Genomic DNA, 16,061 nt, shown 5'->3' on the forward strand with positions numbered 1-16,061 from the left:
TTGAAATAGACTGGGGTGACATTTGATGAGTACAAAAATGAAGCGGATTCTATCTGTAACACTGACGGTTTTATGTTTGGGTGTGTTTATTTATGCAGCATATGGACTTATTGATACCGCAATCGATTACTATAAAAACTGGAAAGTACTAAACAATGTCCAGGAAAAATTCTATGCAGCTGGTCCTGATGAGGTCGATGAGAGTGTAATTGACAGTAATTCCGATTCCATCCGTTCAGGGTTTGATATCCTGCTAAAAGAAAATGAGGATCTTGTCGGCTGGATTACGATAGAGGATACACAAATTGATTACCCCATCCTGAAAGCAGACAATAATGTCGAATATTTAACACAAGGTTTTTATAAAGAGGACAACATTGCTGGTAGTATTTTTATGGATTTTCGCAATGACGTTGAAACTCCTGGTCTAAATACGATTGTCTATGGACATCGAATGAAAGATGGTTCCATGTTTGAACAACTAGAGAAGTATCAGGATAAGGACTTTTTTAAGAGCCATCAAACATTCCAATTTGATACATTGTATGATAGTTATGAAGCAGAGATTTTTGCTGTTTACAATACCACGACTGATTTTAATTATATACAAACTGATTTTGCAAGTGATGCAGCGTATGAACAGCTGCTTACAAGAACTAAAGAGGAATCCATGTATGAAACAGATGTGGAAGTGAGTGCAAGAGACCAGATTATTACATTGTCAACATGTGATTATGAACTTGATGATCATGATGGAAGGTTGGTAGTGCAGGCGAAGTTGGTGAAGAAGGGGTAATGGTTGGCTGTCTTATTGAGCAGTGGAATTAAAAATATGCCAGTAGTTCATAAACTAGCTTTAAGTGTTGAAGACAAAAGAGGCCGGCAGTAAAACAGAAGGAATTCTGATTAACTGCGGGTCTTTTGTTATGTAAAACATTAAAAATAAAATCTAGTATGATGAAATTTGTCGAATTACTAAGTTCTTTACTCCTATTTCTAGTTAATTAGTATTATCTGCATATTATATACAGTATATTTTGTCGAGAAAACAGAAAAATCCAATATGTTTGGAGTTTTTAAAGGATATAGAAGGTTTTTAAAAGGATAAGCTACATTTCACCTCTAATACGGTGAAATATGCTGATTAATCAAAGAATATGCTAGATTATCAGATTTGTTCTTATTTTATTATTCCTCTATACTTTTATAGTAGCCTTATGCCTTCCACTCTAAATAAGGATTAAATGTATATCCTTCTAGGTCAAAATAAGTATCCTCAACCAACCAGAAAAAACTATAATGTAGCATAAAATACTTCTACATTATGTTTTACTAAATAATATATTGATTTCTACTATTCTATTATTAATAAAAAAATCAATGAAAAGTTTTTAAAAGGTTGTTGTTAAAAACAAGGGAGATGAATATAAGGTTCATAAAATGAATGAGTATTCATTTTGCTCAGTATTTCACATGCATTCCAGGATATGCAAAACGTTGTTTGGATATTGTTATCCTTTATAAACAGTAATCTAAAATGAACTATTGACTGGAAGTAAATTTGTAAATAAAGGATAAGTGCTAGAATCCTATAAAAGTGTAAAATTTACATAATATAATCTAATTGAGTACTTTTGGTATTTTGTATTAAGAGTGAACTATTGCAACATTGTTGTAGACAAAATAGTTTTTGAAGGTAATAAAGAAACAACAGAGGGAGGATAATTACTTGATTGAACTTAAAAATGTAAAAAAAGAGTATGATAATGGTTTCGTAGCATTAAAAAATATTAACTTACATTGTAATGAAGGGGAAATCACCGCACTTATCGGCCCTAGTGGTTGTGGTAAAACGACGCTGATGAAGCTCATTAATCGGTTAGATAACCCAACGAAGGGCAGCGTTTCGATTAAAGGTAAGGATATTTCGAAGATCGACCCGGTTGAATTAAGAAGAAGTATAGGATATGTCATTCAACAAATTGGATTATTTCCACATATGAATATTGCCCGAAATGTAGGGACTGTCCCCAAGCTACTTAAATGGGATAAAGAACGTATAAAGAATCGTGTAGATGAACTATTGGAGTTGGTGTCTCTTGATCCTGAAATTTATCGTGAAAGATTTCCATCCGAACTAAGTGGTGGACAACAGCAACGAATTGGGGTAATACGAGCTCTTGCTGCTGAACCCTCGGTTATTCTCATGGACGAACCATTTAGTGCCCTTGATCCTATCAGCCGTGAACAGTTGCAGGATGAACTTGTCCGACTACAAAGAGAAATAAAAAAGTCAATTGTTTTCGTTACGCATGATATGGATGAAGCATTAAAAATTGCTGATAGAATTGTATTAATGAAAAGCGGTGAAATAGTTCAGCATGGCACACCTGAAGAAATATTACGCCACCCGGCTAATGCGTTTGTTGAAGAGTTTATTGGTCAAAAAAGATTGGAAAGATTTCAGGATATTCCTCCAGTAAGTCAGGTAATGGTCAAGCGTCCTATTACGGTAACACCAAATCGTGGTCTTGCAGAATCGATGAGGATAATGGAAGACAAAAAAGTGGACTCACTTATTGTAGTTGATGAAATGAACCATCTTTTAGGATATATTACTGTGTTTGACGTTGTGAAGGCATATTCAAACGAGTATGCCCTTGTAAAACATATCATGCATTCATTTAATACTACAGTAGAGCCAGATACATTGCTTCCAGATGCGATTCAGTTAATGACTGAATTGCAAACCCCTTATCTACCTGTTGTGAAGGAAAAAGGAATTTTGGAAGGATTACTTACACGAGGCAGTATTGTAGGTTTTATAGGTAGTGCTTACCCATCTATAAAAGAAGGTGCAGTTTAAATGAATGATTATGGATATTTATCGGTCTTTTATGAACGTATGCCGGATTTACTCAGTAAGCTTTACGAACATATTTATTTAACCGGGATCTCCGTTTTCTTTGGCTGTTTGGTAGCAATTCCATTAGGGATTTTCTTGGTAAAAACCTCAACACAGTGGGTAAAATCGATAACATTTAATGTAATTAATGTTTTTCAAGCTATTCCAAGTTTAGCGTTACTAGCAATGATTGCTACCGTGCTAGGTTTCGGAATAGAATCAGCCATTATGGCATTGTTTTTATATTCTTTAATGCCAATTTTAAAAAACACATATGCGGGTTTTGATTCCATTGACCCTCAAATAAAGCAATCTGCGGAAGGGATGGGTTATAGTCCAATGCAAAAATTAATGCAGATTGAATTTCCCCTAGCCCTTCCTTATATTATGTCAGGTATTCGACTTACTACCGTTTATATTGTCAGTTGGGCAGTATTGGCCGGATTAATTGGTGGTGGAGGCTTAGGTGAATTGATTCTCGCATCCTTGTCACTGAACGACAAACCTCTTGTCATCGCAAGTTCTGTTATGGCAATGTTACTGGCTTTAGCTGCTGACTTTATTCTAGGAAGATTGGAGAAATTGTTCTTAAATAAAGGTCGAGTAGAAAAACAACATCAAACTTAAAATACGGAGGATTCCAATGAAGAAAAAATTAACTATTTTTATATTATTATTGTTGATCTTTGTCCTTTCAGCATGTTCAGGAGGGGACAAGCTTATTGTCGGAACTCAAACATATTCAGAAACAAAAACAATGGGCTATATGTATAAAGAATTAATTGAGGCTAATACGGATTTGTCAGTAGAAGTAAAGACTGATATGGCGACAGATACCCTGGTATTAGAATCGATGATGAGTGATGAATTAGAAATTGCTACAACGTATACTGGTACGGCATTATCAAGTTTCTTTGATATAGAAAACCCGAGGGATCGTGAGGGCACAATGAAACAAACCCAAAATGACTTTTCTGAAGAATACAACATAAAAGTTTATGATGCACTTGGGTTTGCCAATACGTACGCATTGGCTGTAACACAAGAGTTTGCTGATGAACACAACCTTAACACCGTTTCCGATTTAAAAAGTATTGCGGGTGATTTAACTTTTGGTTCAGATACAAGTTGGTTAGAACGTAAAGGTGATGATGGATATGCTGCTTTTACAGAGCTGTATGGTTTTGAATTTGGTGACGCATCTCCAATGAGTCCAACGCTTGTGTATGATGCTTTGAAAAATAATGATATGGACGTTGTATTGGCATATTCAACAGATGCTCGTATTGATACTTATAATCTAAAGACACTAGAAGATGACATGCAATTTTTCCCACCATATGATGCTTCTTCTTATGTTAAGCAGGAAACACTGGATGAATACCCAGAATTAGATGAAATCTTCAGTCAGTTAGTGGGGAAAATTGATCTTGATACAATTAGAAAATTAAACCGTAAAGTAGATGTTGACGGTGAAGAACCTCATGATGTAGCTATCGAGTATCTTAAGGAGCAAGGACTGCTAGAATAGGAGGTTTTTTAAATGGAATTCATATCTAACTTTTTTAGCTATGTCGTTGATAATTGGGCCCATCTCGCTTCTTTAACTTTGGATCATATCTTAATGGTGGTAATTGGATTGATTTTGGCGCTAATTGTTGGGATTCCACTTGGAATTCTTTGTGCTAAAAATGAAAAATTAGCAAAAGTCATTTTAGCTACGGTTAGCATTATTCAGGTATTCCCAAGTATTGCACTGCTTGGAATATTAATGGTATTTTTTGGTCTTGGTTTTAAAACAGTAATTGTCGGGTTGTTTTTATATTCACTTTTACCGATTGTTCGTAATACGTATGTTGGGTTAAGAGAAGTGGATGAAAACATCTCTGAAGCTGGAAAAGGTGTAGGAATGACAATTACTCAACTTCTGTTAAAAGTGCAACTACCTCTTTCTTTACCATTTTTACTTGCCGGTATCCGTGTAGCTGCGGTTATTGCGGTTGGAGTTGCAACACTTGCACCTTTCATTGGAGGAGATGGATTAGGTAGAGATATCCTTGCGGGCATTAACACAAGGCAACCAGTGAAAATTTTTAGTGGTGCGATAATTGCTGCCATTCTTGCTATCATTGCCGATGTGACTCTTGGAAGGACACAGGAACGTTTGGAACATTGAGAGAGTAGTACAACTGATTAAGATTTACCTTTTCATATGGAATAAAAACTATTTTCCGTATTCCTAGAATCGGAAAATAGTTCTTTTTTACACTGATAGGAAAGTATAACTTTGTTAGGAAATCAGTATAAGTGCAACTAAGGCTTTCGCCATTAATGCTTGGCGATAAGCCAAGTTTTCTAAAGAAAGATAAAAAAACTGAGACTACTACAGTCTATTAAATTGATAGAGTCTGAGCCACTAAGGAAGGTCTAAAACATAATATATGAGGAGGTTTCTCTTGAAAGTAGTAATTACTGACTATAATAAGATGGAATTTGAAGAAGAAAAAAGAGTTTTTGAATCAGTTGGTGCTAAACTTGAAATAGCCCAATGCAGGACAGAGGATGAAGTTATTGAGGCATCCCTTGGTGCAACTGGTTTAATTAATTCAGAAATTCCGATTACACGAAAGATTATTGAATCACTACCCGAATTAAAGGTAATTGCAAAATACAGTATTGGGGTCGATAACATTGATGTGGAGGCGGCAACTGAAAATAATGTTTTTGTAGCAAATGTACCGGATTATTGTCAGGAAGAAGTTTCAAATCATGCCCTTGCACTCATCATGACTTTAACCCGGAAAATAGTCTCGTTAAATCAATCAGTAAAGCAAGGAAAATGGTCCTTCCATGAAGGGGTTCCTTTACACCGGTTTAGCACACAAACTGTGGGCTTAATAAGTTATGGAAGTATTGCCCGTAATTTGTCAAAAAAATTGACGGCAATAGGCTTTAAAGTGATTGCTTACGATCCCTACTACCAAAGTGCTAATCAAGAGACGAATGTCGAACTTGTTTCCCTTGAAGAATTAATGGGACGATCTGATGTGATAAGTATTCACTCTCCTCTAATAAAAGAGACTTACCATCTGGTAAATAAAGAAGTTTTAGAACTAGCAAAACCGGGTGCCATCATAATAAATACTGGAAGAGGATCGGTAATTAATGAAGCCGATTTAATTAATGCCCTGAAAACAGGGGAAATTTCAGGAGCTGGACTTGATGTTTTAGAGCAAGAGCCAATGGATGTAAGTAATCCATTGTTATCAATGGAAAATGTTATTTTAACTCCTCACATAGCTTTTTATACAGAGGAATCAATTCAGGAATTAAAAAGAAAGACTGCTTTAAATATTGTGGATGTTCTGCAAGGAGGAAAACCAAGATATCTTGTAAACAACCTAATCAAAATATAAGGATTGACTTTTTTGTCATGGTACCGTTTTGTCCGATAAACCACTATTACATAATTAATGAATAATCAAGGGGGAAATAACAATGAATAATCAAGCGTATACGGTTTCTGATGCAATCGTGGAAGAGCTGGTTGCAGCGGGAGTTGAAGTCGTCTATGGCATAGTCAGTGTTCACAACATGCCTATTTACAATGCAATGCTCAACAATGAAAATATCCGAATAGTCACAGCACGTGGAGAAAGTGGCGCAGTAAACATGGCTGATGCCTATGCACGTGCGACCGGTAAACTCGGTGTTGTATTTACAAGTACAGGTACTGGGGCAGGAAATGCTGCCGGTTCATTATCTGAAACATGGAATTCTGGTACCCCACTCCTTCATATTACAGGTGAAGCAGATTTCAACTATATTGGAACGGATCAACGTTATATTCACGAAAGTAAAGACCAGTTGAAAATGATGGATGGCGTAAGTAAAAGTGCTTATTTGCTGAAGCGTCCAAAATTGATCACGCCATTTATGCGTAAGGCTATTAAAGAGGCTCAGACTGTACCTACAGGCCCTGTTACAATTCAGATTCCAACAAATTTCCAAGCGAAAATTATTCCGAAAAATCAATTAATCGAAGTGTCAACGGTACAAGATTCAGAAAGTAGTATCAATCTTCCGGCTGAATTAGTTGAAAAAATTGCGGTGGCAAAGAGACCTGTAGTTTGGGCAGGAAATGGAGTTATTAAATCAGGTGCTTCTGAAGAATTACTTGCGCTAGTAGAAAAAATCCAGCCTGGAGTTGTTACAAGTGGATCCGGAAAAGGTTCTATCCCTGAAAACCATCCACTTTGCATCGGTAACTTTGCTTTTTTCCCTCAATTTGAGGAGCTTTTAAAAAAGTCGGATTTGCTTATCAGCATCGGTGTCCGTTTCCGCGCTGGTGAAACAAATGGCTGGACATCTCCAGTACCTGAAAATCACATAAATTTAGATATGGATCCAAATGCGTTCAACCGTAATTTCGATACACTTTATGGTGTGGCAGGTGATGCTAAAGCTGTTTTACAGGAGATTAACAAAACGTTGGCAGGCATGGATATCACTCCGGATGCAGCTTATGTGGATGAAGTAAAAGAAACACGTCAAGCTGTTCGTGACGACCTCCATAGTTCAATTGAGCCTTACGGAGATATTGCAGCTATCATGAGTGAACACCTTCCTATAAATACCGTCCTGGTAACAGACGTGACCATCCCTGGATATACTTGGGCGAATAAATTGTTTGACATACACGAGCCAAGAAATTATCTTCACATGACTGGCGAAGGAATTGGACAAGGTTTGCCTATGGCGATTGGAGCAAAAATTGGCCAGCCAAAGAAACCGGTCGTTCTAGTTGCGGGAGATGGCGGTTTTATGGTGAACGCGGGTGAGATGATTACTGCAATTCAGGAAGATACACCAATCATTATTTTGCTATTCGATGATGGGGGTTATGGCATTTTAAAATACTATCAAGAAGCAGCCTATGGCAGAAAGACTTCTGTTGATTTGAAAAACCCGGATTTCGTCATGATGGCTAAATCTATGGGATTTGAATCGGAGAAAGTAACATCTGTTGAGGAATTTGATAAAGGATTAGCCAACGCCATCGCCAGCAGAAAGGCCTACATGGTTGTTGTTGATGTTGAGGTGGTAGGAATTCTAGATTATAAAGATTCTGATGAATATATTCGTTCTTTCCGCCCACATGGCGAATAATAATTGTGATTGACAGTCATATGTAGGGCCCGACCTGATATGGCTGACGGTTTTACTTTTAAAAGCAGAATGACTTATAGGGAAAAACCGGAAAATGGGGAGGTATAAGAGTTATGACAAGAATCTTGAAATTATATAGCAACGGGGAATGGGTGGATTCAAGCAACCCGATAAAGCAAGATATTCTAAATCCCGCTAATCAGGAAATTATTGCAAAAGCTCCCGAAGCGACTAAGGAAGAGACAGAGGAAGCGATTAAAGCTGCTAAAAGTGTGTTTGAAAGCGGCATTTGGTCTGAATGTACTCCGCTGGAAAGGGCTAACGTTTTACTGCAAATCGCTGATATGATGGAAGATAATATGAATGAATTAGTTGCCCTTGAAGTGGAAAACAACGGGAAAACGAAACGGGAAGCGGAATCGGATGCATCAGATGCTGCTGACGCTTTCCGTTACTATGCCGGCCTTCTCAGCAATACAAGTGGACAAACGTATGAAGCTTCCTATGATTTGCAAACAATGATTATCAAGGAGCCGATGGGAGTTGCGGGCTTGATTGTTCCCTGGAATTTTCCATTGTTGATGAGTGTGTGGAAAATAGCACCAGCTTTAGCTGCAGGAAATTCAATTATTTTAAAACCAGCTGAAATTACCCCTATGACAGCTGTGAAATTATTTGAGCTGATGGACCAAACGGATTTACCAAAAGGTGTTGCACACCTATTGATGGGCTCAGGCTCAATCGTCGGTCAGACAATTTCCGAAAGCAATGATGTGGACGTTGTTTCCTTTACGGGAAGTACAGAGGTTGGTCGCAACATCATGCAGGCTGCTACAGGCAACTTGAAAAAGATTTCTTTGGAACTCGGTGGGAAATCACCAAACATTATTTTTGAAGATGCAGATTTTGATACAGCTGTTGATCATGCTTTGTTCGGAATTTTTATGGGTTCAGGACAGGTCTGCACGTCGGGAAGCCGGATATTGGTTCAAGAAGGAATCTATGAAGAATTCATTAAAAAATATGTGGAAATAGTAAAGGGGATTAACGTCGGTCCGGGAAATGATGAAAACTCCGAGATGGGGGCAATTGTTAGCGAAAAGCACATGGAAAGCATCCTAGAATATATCCGAATCGGAAAAGAAGAGGGTGCGCGTTTAGCTTTTGGTGGAAACCGTATTGTACAGGACGGCATGGAAAAAGGATTCTTTATTGAGCCAACTGTTTTCGCTGATGTGACTAGCGATATGAGAATCGTCAAAGAAGAAATCTTCGGCCCTGTTGTCGTAATTCAAAAGTTCAAGGATGAAGCGGAAGCTATTAAACTTGCGAATGATACGGAATTCGGCCTGGCAGGTGCAGTATTCTCGAGCGATCAAAATAAAGCAATGCGCGTGATTAAAAAAGTACGTGCTGGGATCACTTGGGTAAACACCTACCATCTCACAAATGTCCAAGCACCATGGGGCGGATATAAGCATAGTGGTATCGGCAGAAGTCTTGGAACATACGGATTGGATGAATACCAAGAGACAAAGCAAATCAATATCAGTATGGATCCAAAACCGATTCAATGGTTTAAATAATAGAATAGACAGTGTGTTTTGAGTGAAATGCTACATCGAGGATTTTCTAAAAGAAGCTTCCCATTAGTTGTGAAAACTTTTTGGGAAGCTTCTTCTTTGGTGACCCTCCCTTCACCTCAACCCCAAAATCCCCTTATTAATCACATTAATTATTATCTCAGCCATTTCCTTCGGTGATTTGTCCATGCCGTTGTTCAACCACACTTTCATCACTTGAATACTGCCACTTACGATAAATGTGCTTAAATACTCGGAAATATCCTCATCGAGATGCTTAACCTCCATCCAGTCTTTCATAATGAAACGTTGAGCAACAACCATCACTTTCTTTTCAAAGGAGGAATCGACATTTTCGTTGAGGAGTGTTTGGCATTCATCTTGCTTGGAAGCAAAGTATTTAATCAATCTTTCTGTCATTTGTAAGGCTTCATCTTCCTTCTCAAAATCGTACGTTCTCAAGTACATAATCATTTCCTCGATCAGTTCTTCTTCTATTTGTTCAAGCAGGTCAAATTGATCGGAGTAATGTGCATAGAAAGTAGAGCGATTGATATCCGCCAGTTCACATATTTCCTTGACCGTAATCGTAGAAATTTGTTTTTCCTTCAACAATTTCATCAGGCTATCCTTTAAAACCATCCGGGTATATTTTTTTCGTCTGTCCAATTTATCAGAAGTCATAGGAATCCCTCCCTTAAAATTTCACGTTCTCCAACAAAATAAAACAGTATGTTGGAAAACATACGTATTTTGCAAAACTGGTTGTTGTAAAAGCAACACCGTGTTTTATATAATGATATAGTGGAATTTTTTATAAAGCAAGAGAGGGTGAATTATTATAAACATTGCAGCACGAATCATAAAACATAAAAAGCCCATTGTACTTACTTTTTTAATCATTGCAGTAATCAGCATCGTTGCTCAGTTCACCGTTTCTGTTAACTACAATATGGTAGATTACTTGCCGGAAGATGCTCCATCTACGAATGCAATAGAAGTAATGGACCAGGAATTTGATGGTTCTGTTCCGAATACTAGCGTCATGATTAATGATGTTACCATACAGGAAGCACTTGATTACAAAGATGAACTCGCCTCCATTGATGGCGTGTCAGATGTGACCTGGTTAGATGACGCCATCGATATAAAAACCCCGATCGAAATGGCCGATCAGGATACGGTAGAATCTTATTATAAGGATAATAATGCGTTATTTTCCTTCAGTATCCGTGAGGGAGATGAAGTGGCGACTACCGATGCCATTTATGAGCTGATAGGTGAAGAAAATGCCATGGCAGGGGAGGCGCTGAATACAGCGACTCAACAAAAGATGGCTTTGACCGAAACTATGTATGCCGCAGCGTTATTGATACCAATTATTATTATCATTTTAGTTCTGTCCACCAGTTCCTGGATTGAACCGGTATTTTTCCTGACGGCTATTGGTGTTTCGGTATTGATTAATTTAGGAACGAATATATTTCTAGGTGAAATATCCTTTGTCACGCAATCGGTGGCGCCGATTCTACAGCTTGCGGTTTCGCTGGATTATGCTATTTTTCTGCTTCATAGTTTCTCAGATTTCAGGCAGAAAGTAGCTGATCCCAAGGAAGCAATGAAGCTTGCGATGAAGCGATCATTCCCAGCGATTGCAGCAAGTGCGTCAACGACTTTCTTTGGTTTTATCGCACTGACGTTTATGAATTTTGAGATTGGTTCCGATTTAGGAGTCAACCTTGTAAAAGGAATTCTATTAAGCTTTATTAGTGTCATGGTATTCTTGCCAGCGTTGACAATTATGCTTTATAAATGGATTGATAAAACCCAGCATAAGCCATTACTTCCAAGCATTAAAAATGTTGGAAAAGGGGTAATGAAACTAAAAATCCCAAGTTTGATTCTCGTATTAGTTCTCCTTGTCCCGGCATTTTTAGCGCAAGGTCAAACTAATTTCATTTATGGAATTGGTGAACAACCAGAATCAACCCGTGCAGGCAGTGATGTAATAAAGATTGAAGAGGAATTTGGAAAAAATACCACCATGGTTCTCCTTGTTCCAAAAGGGAATGTCGCAAAAGAAGAAGAATTAGTGGAAGACTTAGTGAACACAGCGCATGTGAAAAGTGTTCTATCCTATGTCAACACAGTCAGTGCAGCAATTCCACCTGAGTATTTGGATGAATCCGTGACGGAACAGTTTTATTCCGAAAATTACAGTCGGATCATTCTTCAGACAAACACCGATACGGAAGGGGACACAGCATTTGGCTTAATTGAAGATGTCCAAAAGACAGCTGAAGGTTATTATGGTGATAATTTCTACTCACTAGGGGAAAGTGTGACACTGTACGATATGAAAAATGTTGTGCAAAAGGATAATAAGGTTGTTAATATACTAACTGTTATCGCCATTGCACTTGTGTTGCTGGTCACGTTTAAATCCATTTCTTTTCCAGTGATTCTTCTGCTGACAATTCAGTCGTCCGTTTGGATTAATTTATCGATTCCTTATTTTACCAATTCCTCTCTGGTGTTTGTAGGATACTTGATCGTCAGTACGGTACAGCTAGCTGCGACAGTTGATTATGGTATTCTGCTGACGGAAGCATTTAAAGAGAATAGAAAAGAAATGCCAGCACTACAAGCAATTAAGAAAACCATCGATGAGAAAATTTTCTCGATTGCCATTTCTGCTTCCATTTTATCCAGTGTCGGGTTTATTCTATGGCTTACTTCGTCCAACCCGGTCGTTTCATCCATAGGATTATTACTAGGACGTGGAGCATTGCTTGCCTTTATTATGGTTGTGTTATTCCTACCAGCCGTTCTATTGGTATTTGATAAATTGATAGAAAAAACAACATGGAAAGCAAATTATTATAAAAGGGAGAAATGATGATGAGAAGAAAAATACTCCTAGTTTTGGCAGCCGTGATCCTTGTCTTGCCGTCATTTCTTGTAACTGCTTCTTCAAGTGACAGTAAAACACAGGAAGCAAAGCTTGAGCAGGATGGAAAAATTTCCTCAAAGGATGAAGTGGTATATGCAACACTAAGTCCAACTGGTGATAGACAGGAAATTTATGTTGTGAATACATTGGACGTTAAAAAAGAGGGTACAGTTGTTGATTATGGCTCGTATTCCAGTCTGAAAAACTTAACCGATTTATCAGAACTGGATCAAAGTGACAATAAGGTACAATTCACAGCATCTGAGGGTAAGTTTTATTATCAAGGGAATACGGAAGATGCTGCCTTACCTTGGGATATTGCTGTTTCTTATTCCTTGGATGGGAAGAAAATATCCCCGGAGGAACTGGCCGGGAAAGACGGTCGCTTAAAAATCAGGATAGAAACGTCTGCCAATGAGACGGTTAATCCGGCGTTTTTTGAAAACTATCTATTGCAAATCTCGCTTACACTCGGCTCAGAAATTGCCAGTAACATCAAGGCGGGAGACGGAATGGTCGCCAATGCTGGGAAGAATAAGCAAGTGACATTTACCGTGATGCCAGAGCAGGAGGAAGAGCTATTGGTGGAAGCGGATGTAGTAGATTTTGAGTTAGACGGAATTGACATCACAGGTGTTCCTTCATCAATGTCCGTAGAAGCACCGGATGTAGATGAAATGACAGGTGACATGAAATCCCTGACTGGCGCCATTACTGAAATAAACGATGGTGTGGGAGAACTGAATAATGGCGTTTCTGAATTAAATAACGGTGTCGCAGAATTACATGACGGTTCCGCGCAGTACAAAAATGGAATCGCTAATCTTGACGGATCCTCCTCTGAATTGATAAATGGATCTAAAGAGATTGAAGAAGCCCTTGGAGCATTGAGTAATTCCCTTGGTAATACGGAAGGGATGGATCTAAGTGGAATGGAAGGTTTAGTCGAAGGACTTACTGGAATTTCGAGTGGCTTAGGGGAAACTGCAGATGGTCTAGGGATACTAAAACAGAATTACGCAGAAGCTTATGGTGCACTAGATTCTGCAATAACAGCTATTCCTGCAGATGTTACAAATGAAGAAATTCAAGCATTGAAAAACAGTGATGCAGATCAAGAAGTAGTTGGAAAGCTACTTGAAACCTATACTGCTGCCCAAGCTGCAAAAGGAACCTATGCTGAGGTGAAACAAGGCTTTGATGCAGTAGATGTTACATTGGAAAAAACTATTGGTGGTCTCACCGAAATGGCTGATAATTTAGAGTCACTCGCAAATGGGCTCACGTCATCTCTGGAAAACATGGATAGCATGGAAGGCTTTAAAGAGTTGCAGGAAGGGATAGCCAGTTTGTCCAGTAACTATAAAACCTTTCACTCTGGCTTAGTAGAATATACTGGGGGAGTAAGCCAATTATCCAGCTCTTATCAGGACCTGCACAATGGAATCGGAGAATTGTCTGTGGGAACTGGAGAGTTAGAAACTGGTGTTGGTGAACTTCACAATGGTACAACAGAATTACATGAATCAACTAAAGATTTACCAGAACAAATGACAGAAGAAATCGATCAAATGATGGCAGAATACGATAAATCCGATTTCGAAGCCGTATCCTTTGTTTCTGATAAAAACGAAAATGTAAATTCGGTTCAGTTTGTGTTGAAAACAGAGAGCATTAAATATGAAGAACCGGAAGCAACGGAAGAGCCTGTTAAGGAAGAAAAAGGAATCTGGGATCGTTTTAAAGATTTATTTTCATAAAGAGAGTGAATGAAGGTGCTGACCCTGGTGAGGGGAGGCACCTTTTTTGTAAGGGAAAGCGTTAAAAGTCGTGCAGTAGTCCGCAAAAGCTGTGCAGCATCCAAGAAAAGTCGTGCACCTCCACCAAAGTCGTGCAGTACCCAAGCAAAGTTGTGCATAGGCGTATACCCAAAAGGATTATGATGACTTTATTTGGTTAGCCGCAATGGAAGTAGAGGATTCGATAGATTTGTTTTTAAGTGCAATTGAATGATGTTTTGTGTGACAGAGGGACCTTGGTCTAGCTGGGACAAGGTTCCTCCGTCTCATATTATTTACTTTACTGGTCCTTTTGTGATCTCAGTAAGTTTAGAATTGATGGCAAAGATTTTTGCGTTGACATCTGTTATTCCAAAGCCAGCTAATCTTTTCGCGTGCATATCTATATATTTTTCAGCTGTTTCTTTGGTTTGAAATATATAAATTCCACCGGCCTCATTTGTTTCGGGACTCTCTGTCCAGATTTTCCATTTGAAGCCATCTTCTTCATTGATACTTTTTGCTAAATCGGAAAACGCCTCTGCCATTTCATCTCCGAATGGTCCATTCATTTTAAAATCGACTTGTAATACGTATGCCATGGTTATTCTCCTTTTGTTTCTGTAGTTGTTAGAAGACCCGGCTTATCGCCAAGCCTTAATGGCGAAAGCCTAAGTCGCACTTATATTGATTTCTTAAAAAAATTAGTCTATCTGATCAGTGAAAAATAAAACTCCCCTAGAATTTCCTTCATTTGATATTGATCTGGTGAAAGCTCTTTTTCAATAAAAGAGTTAACATCTGATTGTTCAACATCGTACATTACTTCAATTTCTTTGGAAAATAGCAGTTTTTCCTTTTCAAGCAAGCTGTAAAGGGACGGTTGTTGTTTTGGTTGCAGTTCTTCCTGATTTAGAACTTGTTTTAATCCATCAACATAGTATTCAAACGGACGGCCACCAACAATTTTTACACCTTTATTTTCCTCATTGATCATGATAATGGTAGGAAAACCTCTCGCACCCAAGCTTCCAACCAGACCAAAATCTTCATTCAGTAATTGTTGTCCGATTGGTTGTTCCGCTTCATTTACAATGGCTTCTCCATCAAGATCAAGTTTATTTACGATTTCAATCATAACGGATTTATCTGAAATATTTTGATTAAATGCGAAAAGTGCTTCTCTTGCACGGCGCAAATATTCAAATGCTTTTTTCTCATTATGATTTTTTTGAATCACCTTGAATACATGAGAGGGTGGATAGGAGGATTGAACTGGATTATCAATCATTAAAGTACCATCAATTGGCATTCTTGAATGTTCTCCAACTTCTCTCCAGTGGCCAGCAACGTCGGCTGGTTTATAGATTCCGTTTGCAGGGTCAATTGGTCCGTCATGCCATTTTTCCAGCAAGCCACCCATAACTGTATGAAGGTTAAAATAATCACCATACTGCTCTGCAAAACGACGAAGAACAGGTTCAATTGCCCAGCAATGAGAACAAATAGGATCAGTCACATAATAAAGATTAATCGATTTCTTTGGTTGATTGAAATCTATAACCTCCATTTCCTCTTCCCCAGCTTCTCCGCATACACCTGTTTCTAAATCACAAATCATATTATTATTGTTCCTCAATTCATTTCCCCCATTCTATAGAATTAGCGAGGGA

13 protein-coding genes are annotated in these 16,061 nt (G+C 38.2%); 10 read left to right on the top strand and 3 right to left on the bottom strand.

Features of this window, described 5'->3' with window-relative positions; all coding sequences use genetic code 11:
* Positions 1-25: 25 nt before the first annotated feature.
* The 8 genes from srtB to CIL05_RS09630 all read left to right on the top strand — a co-directional run bounded on the left by srtB (position 26) and on the right by CIL05_RS09630 (position 9,660).
* The gene (gene srtB / locus CIL05_RS09595) at positions 26-796 is read left to right on the top strand and encodes a class B sortase (RefSeq protein ID WP_095655317.1); all 771 of its coding nucleotides are present in this window, start codon (positions 26-28) and stop codon (positions 794-796) included.
* A gap of 933 nt (positions 797-1,729) precedes the next feature.
* Positions 1,730-2,866, top strand: a complete 1,137-nt coding sequence (locus CIL05_RS09600; RefSeq protein WP_095655318.1) for an ABC transporter ATP-binding protein — start codon at positions 1,730-1,732, stop codon at positions 2,864-2,866.
* Entirely contained in the window at positions 2,867-3,532 is a 666-nt protein-coding gene (locus tag CIL05_RS09605; RefSeq protein WP_095655319.1) for an ABC transporter permease, read from the top strand.
* Positions 3,533-3,548: 16 nt separating this feature from the next.
* Entirely contained in the window at positions 3,549-4,436 is an 888-nt protein-coding gene (locus CIL05_RS09610) for a glycine betaine ABC transporter substrate-binding protein (RefSeq protein WP_095655320.1), read from the top strand.
* A gap of 12 nt (positions 4,437-4,448) precedes the next feature.
* Positions 4,449-5,081 carry an ABC transporter permease gene (locus CIL05_RS09615; RefSeq protein WP_206207769.1) on the top strand — a complete coding sequence of 211 codons (633 nt, stop codon included), beginning with the start codon at positions 4,449-4,451 and terminating at the stop codon, positions 5,079-5,081.
* Between the two features lie 280 nt (positions 5,082-5,361).
* On the top strand, positions 5,362-6,321 hold the full coding sequence (locus CIL05_RS09620; RefSeq protein WP_240510155.1) for a C-terminal binding protein: 960 nt from the start codon (positions 5,362-5,364) through the stop codon (positions 6,319-6,321).
* Between the two features lie 82 nt (positions 6,322-6,403).
* A complete protein-coding gene (locus CIL05_RS09625; RefSeq protein ID WP_095655322.1) occupies positions 6,404-8,074 on the top strand; it encodes a thiamine pyrophosphate-binding protein in 1,671 nt (556 codons plus the stop codon).
* Positions 8,075-8,187: 113 nt separating this feature from the next.
* Positions 8,188-9,660, top strand: a complete 1,473-nt coding sequence (locus tag CIL05_RS09630; RefSeq protein ID WP_095655323.1) for an aldehyde dehydrogenase family protein — start codon at positions 8,188-8,190, stop codon at positions 9,658-9,660.
* A gap of 111 nt (positions 9,661-9,771) precedes the next feature.
* Here CIL05_RS09630 and CIL05_RS09635 read toward each other — a convergent pair whose 3' ends face one another.
* Positions 9,772-10,341, bottom strand: coding sequence for a TetR/AcrR family transcriptional regulator (locus CIL05_RS09635; protein ID WP_095655324.1), 570 nt, complete (start codon positions 10,339-10,341; stop codon positions 9,772-9,774).
* A 268-nt stretch (positions 10,342-10,609) separates the two neighbouring features.
* Here CIL05_RS09635 and CIL05_RS09640 point away from each other — a divergent pair, with 268 nt between their 5' ends.
* Together CIL05_RS09640 and CIL05_RS09645 are read left to right on the top strand one after the other, a co-directional pair.
* A complete protein-coding gene (locus CIL05_RS09640) occupies positions 10,610-12,556 on the top strand; it encodes an efflux RND transporter permease subunit (protein ID WP_240627127.1) in 1,947 nt (648 codons plus the stop codon).
* Between the two features lie 2 nt (positions 12,557-12,558).
* The gene (locus tag CIL05_RS09645) at positions 12,559-14,370 is read left to right on the top strand and encodes a YhgE/Pip domain-containing protein (RefSeq protein ID WP_338066930.1); all 1,812 of its coding nucleotides are present in this window, start codon (positions 12,559-12,561) and stop codon (positions 14,368-14,370) included.
* 314 nt (positions 14,371-14,684) lie between these two features.
* Here the strand turns inward: CIL05_RS09645 and CIL05_RS09650 are convergent, their stop codons facing one another.
* Both CIL05_RS09650 and CIL05_RS09655 read right to left on the bottom strand, forming a co-directional pair.
* Positions 14,685-14,990 (bottom strand): monooxygenase, encoded by a 306-nt coding sequence (locus CIL05_RS09650; protein ID WP_095655327.1) that lies wholly within the window; start codon positions 14,988-14,990, stop codon positions 14,685-14,687.
* A 107-nt stretch (positions 14,991-15,097) separates the two neighbouring features.
* Complete coding sequence (locus CIL05_RS09655; protein WP_095655537.1) at positions 15,098-16,009, bottom strand: DsbA family protein; 912 nt, start codon at positions 16,007-16,009, stop codon at positions 15,098-15,100.
* Positions 16,010-16,061: the final 52 nt, after the last annotated feature.

Source organism: Virgibacillus profundi (assembly GCF_002287375.1).
Classification (GTDB): domain Bacteria; phylum Bacillota; class Bacilli; order Bacillales; family Amphibacillaceae; genus Virgibacillus_K; species Virgibacillus_K profundi.

Bases quoted from the DNA above. Each gene is read 5' to 3' on its own strand.
- CIL05_RS09635 (WP_095655324.1), bottom strand. From the start codon at position 10,341: ATGACTTCTGATAAATTGGACAGACGAAAAAAATATACCCGGATGGTT.
- CIL05_RS09650 (WP_095655327.1), bottom strand. From the start codon at position 14,990: ATGGCATACGTATTACAAGTCGATTTTAAAATGAATGGACCATTCGGA.
- srtB (WP_095655317.1), top strand. From the start codon at position 26: ATGAGTACAAAAATGAAGCGGATTCTATCTGTAACACTGACGGTTTTA.
- CIL05_RS09630 (WP_095655323.1), top strand. From the start codon at position 8,188: ATGACAAGAATCTTGAAATTATATAGCAACGGGGAATGGGTGGATTCA.
- CIL05_RS09645 (WP_338066930.1), top strand. From the start codon at position 12,559: ATGAGAAGAAAAATACTCCTAGTTTTGGCAGCCGTGATCCTTGTCTTG.
- CIL05_RS09640 (WP_240627127.1), top strand. From the start codon at position 10,610: ATGGTAGATTACTTGCCGGAAGATGCTCCATCTACGAATGCAATAGAA.
- CIL05_RS09615 (WP_206207769.1), top strand. From the start codon at position 4,449: ATGGAATTCATATCTAACTTTTTTAGCTATGTCGTTGATAATTGGGCC.
- CIL05_RS09610 (WP_095655320.1), top strand. From the start codon at position 3,549: ATGAAGAAAAAATTAACTATTTTTATATTATTATTGTTGATCTTTGTC.
- CIL05_RS09605 (WP_095655319.1), top strand. From the start codon at position 2,867: ATGAATGATTATGGATATTTATCGGTCTTTTATGAACGTATGCCGGAT.
- CIL05_RS09625 (WP_095655322.1), top strand. From the start codon at position 6,404: ATGAATAATCAAGCGTATACGGTTTCTGATGCAATCGTGGAAGAGCTG.
- CIL05_RS09655 (WP_095655537.1), bottom strand. From the start codon at position 16,009: ATGATTTGTGATTTAGAAACAGGTGTATGCGGAGAAGCTGGGGAAGAG.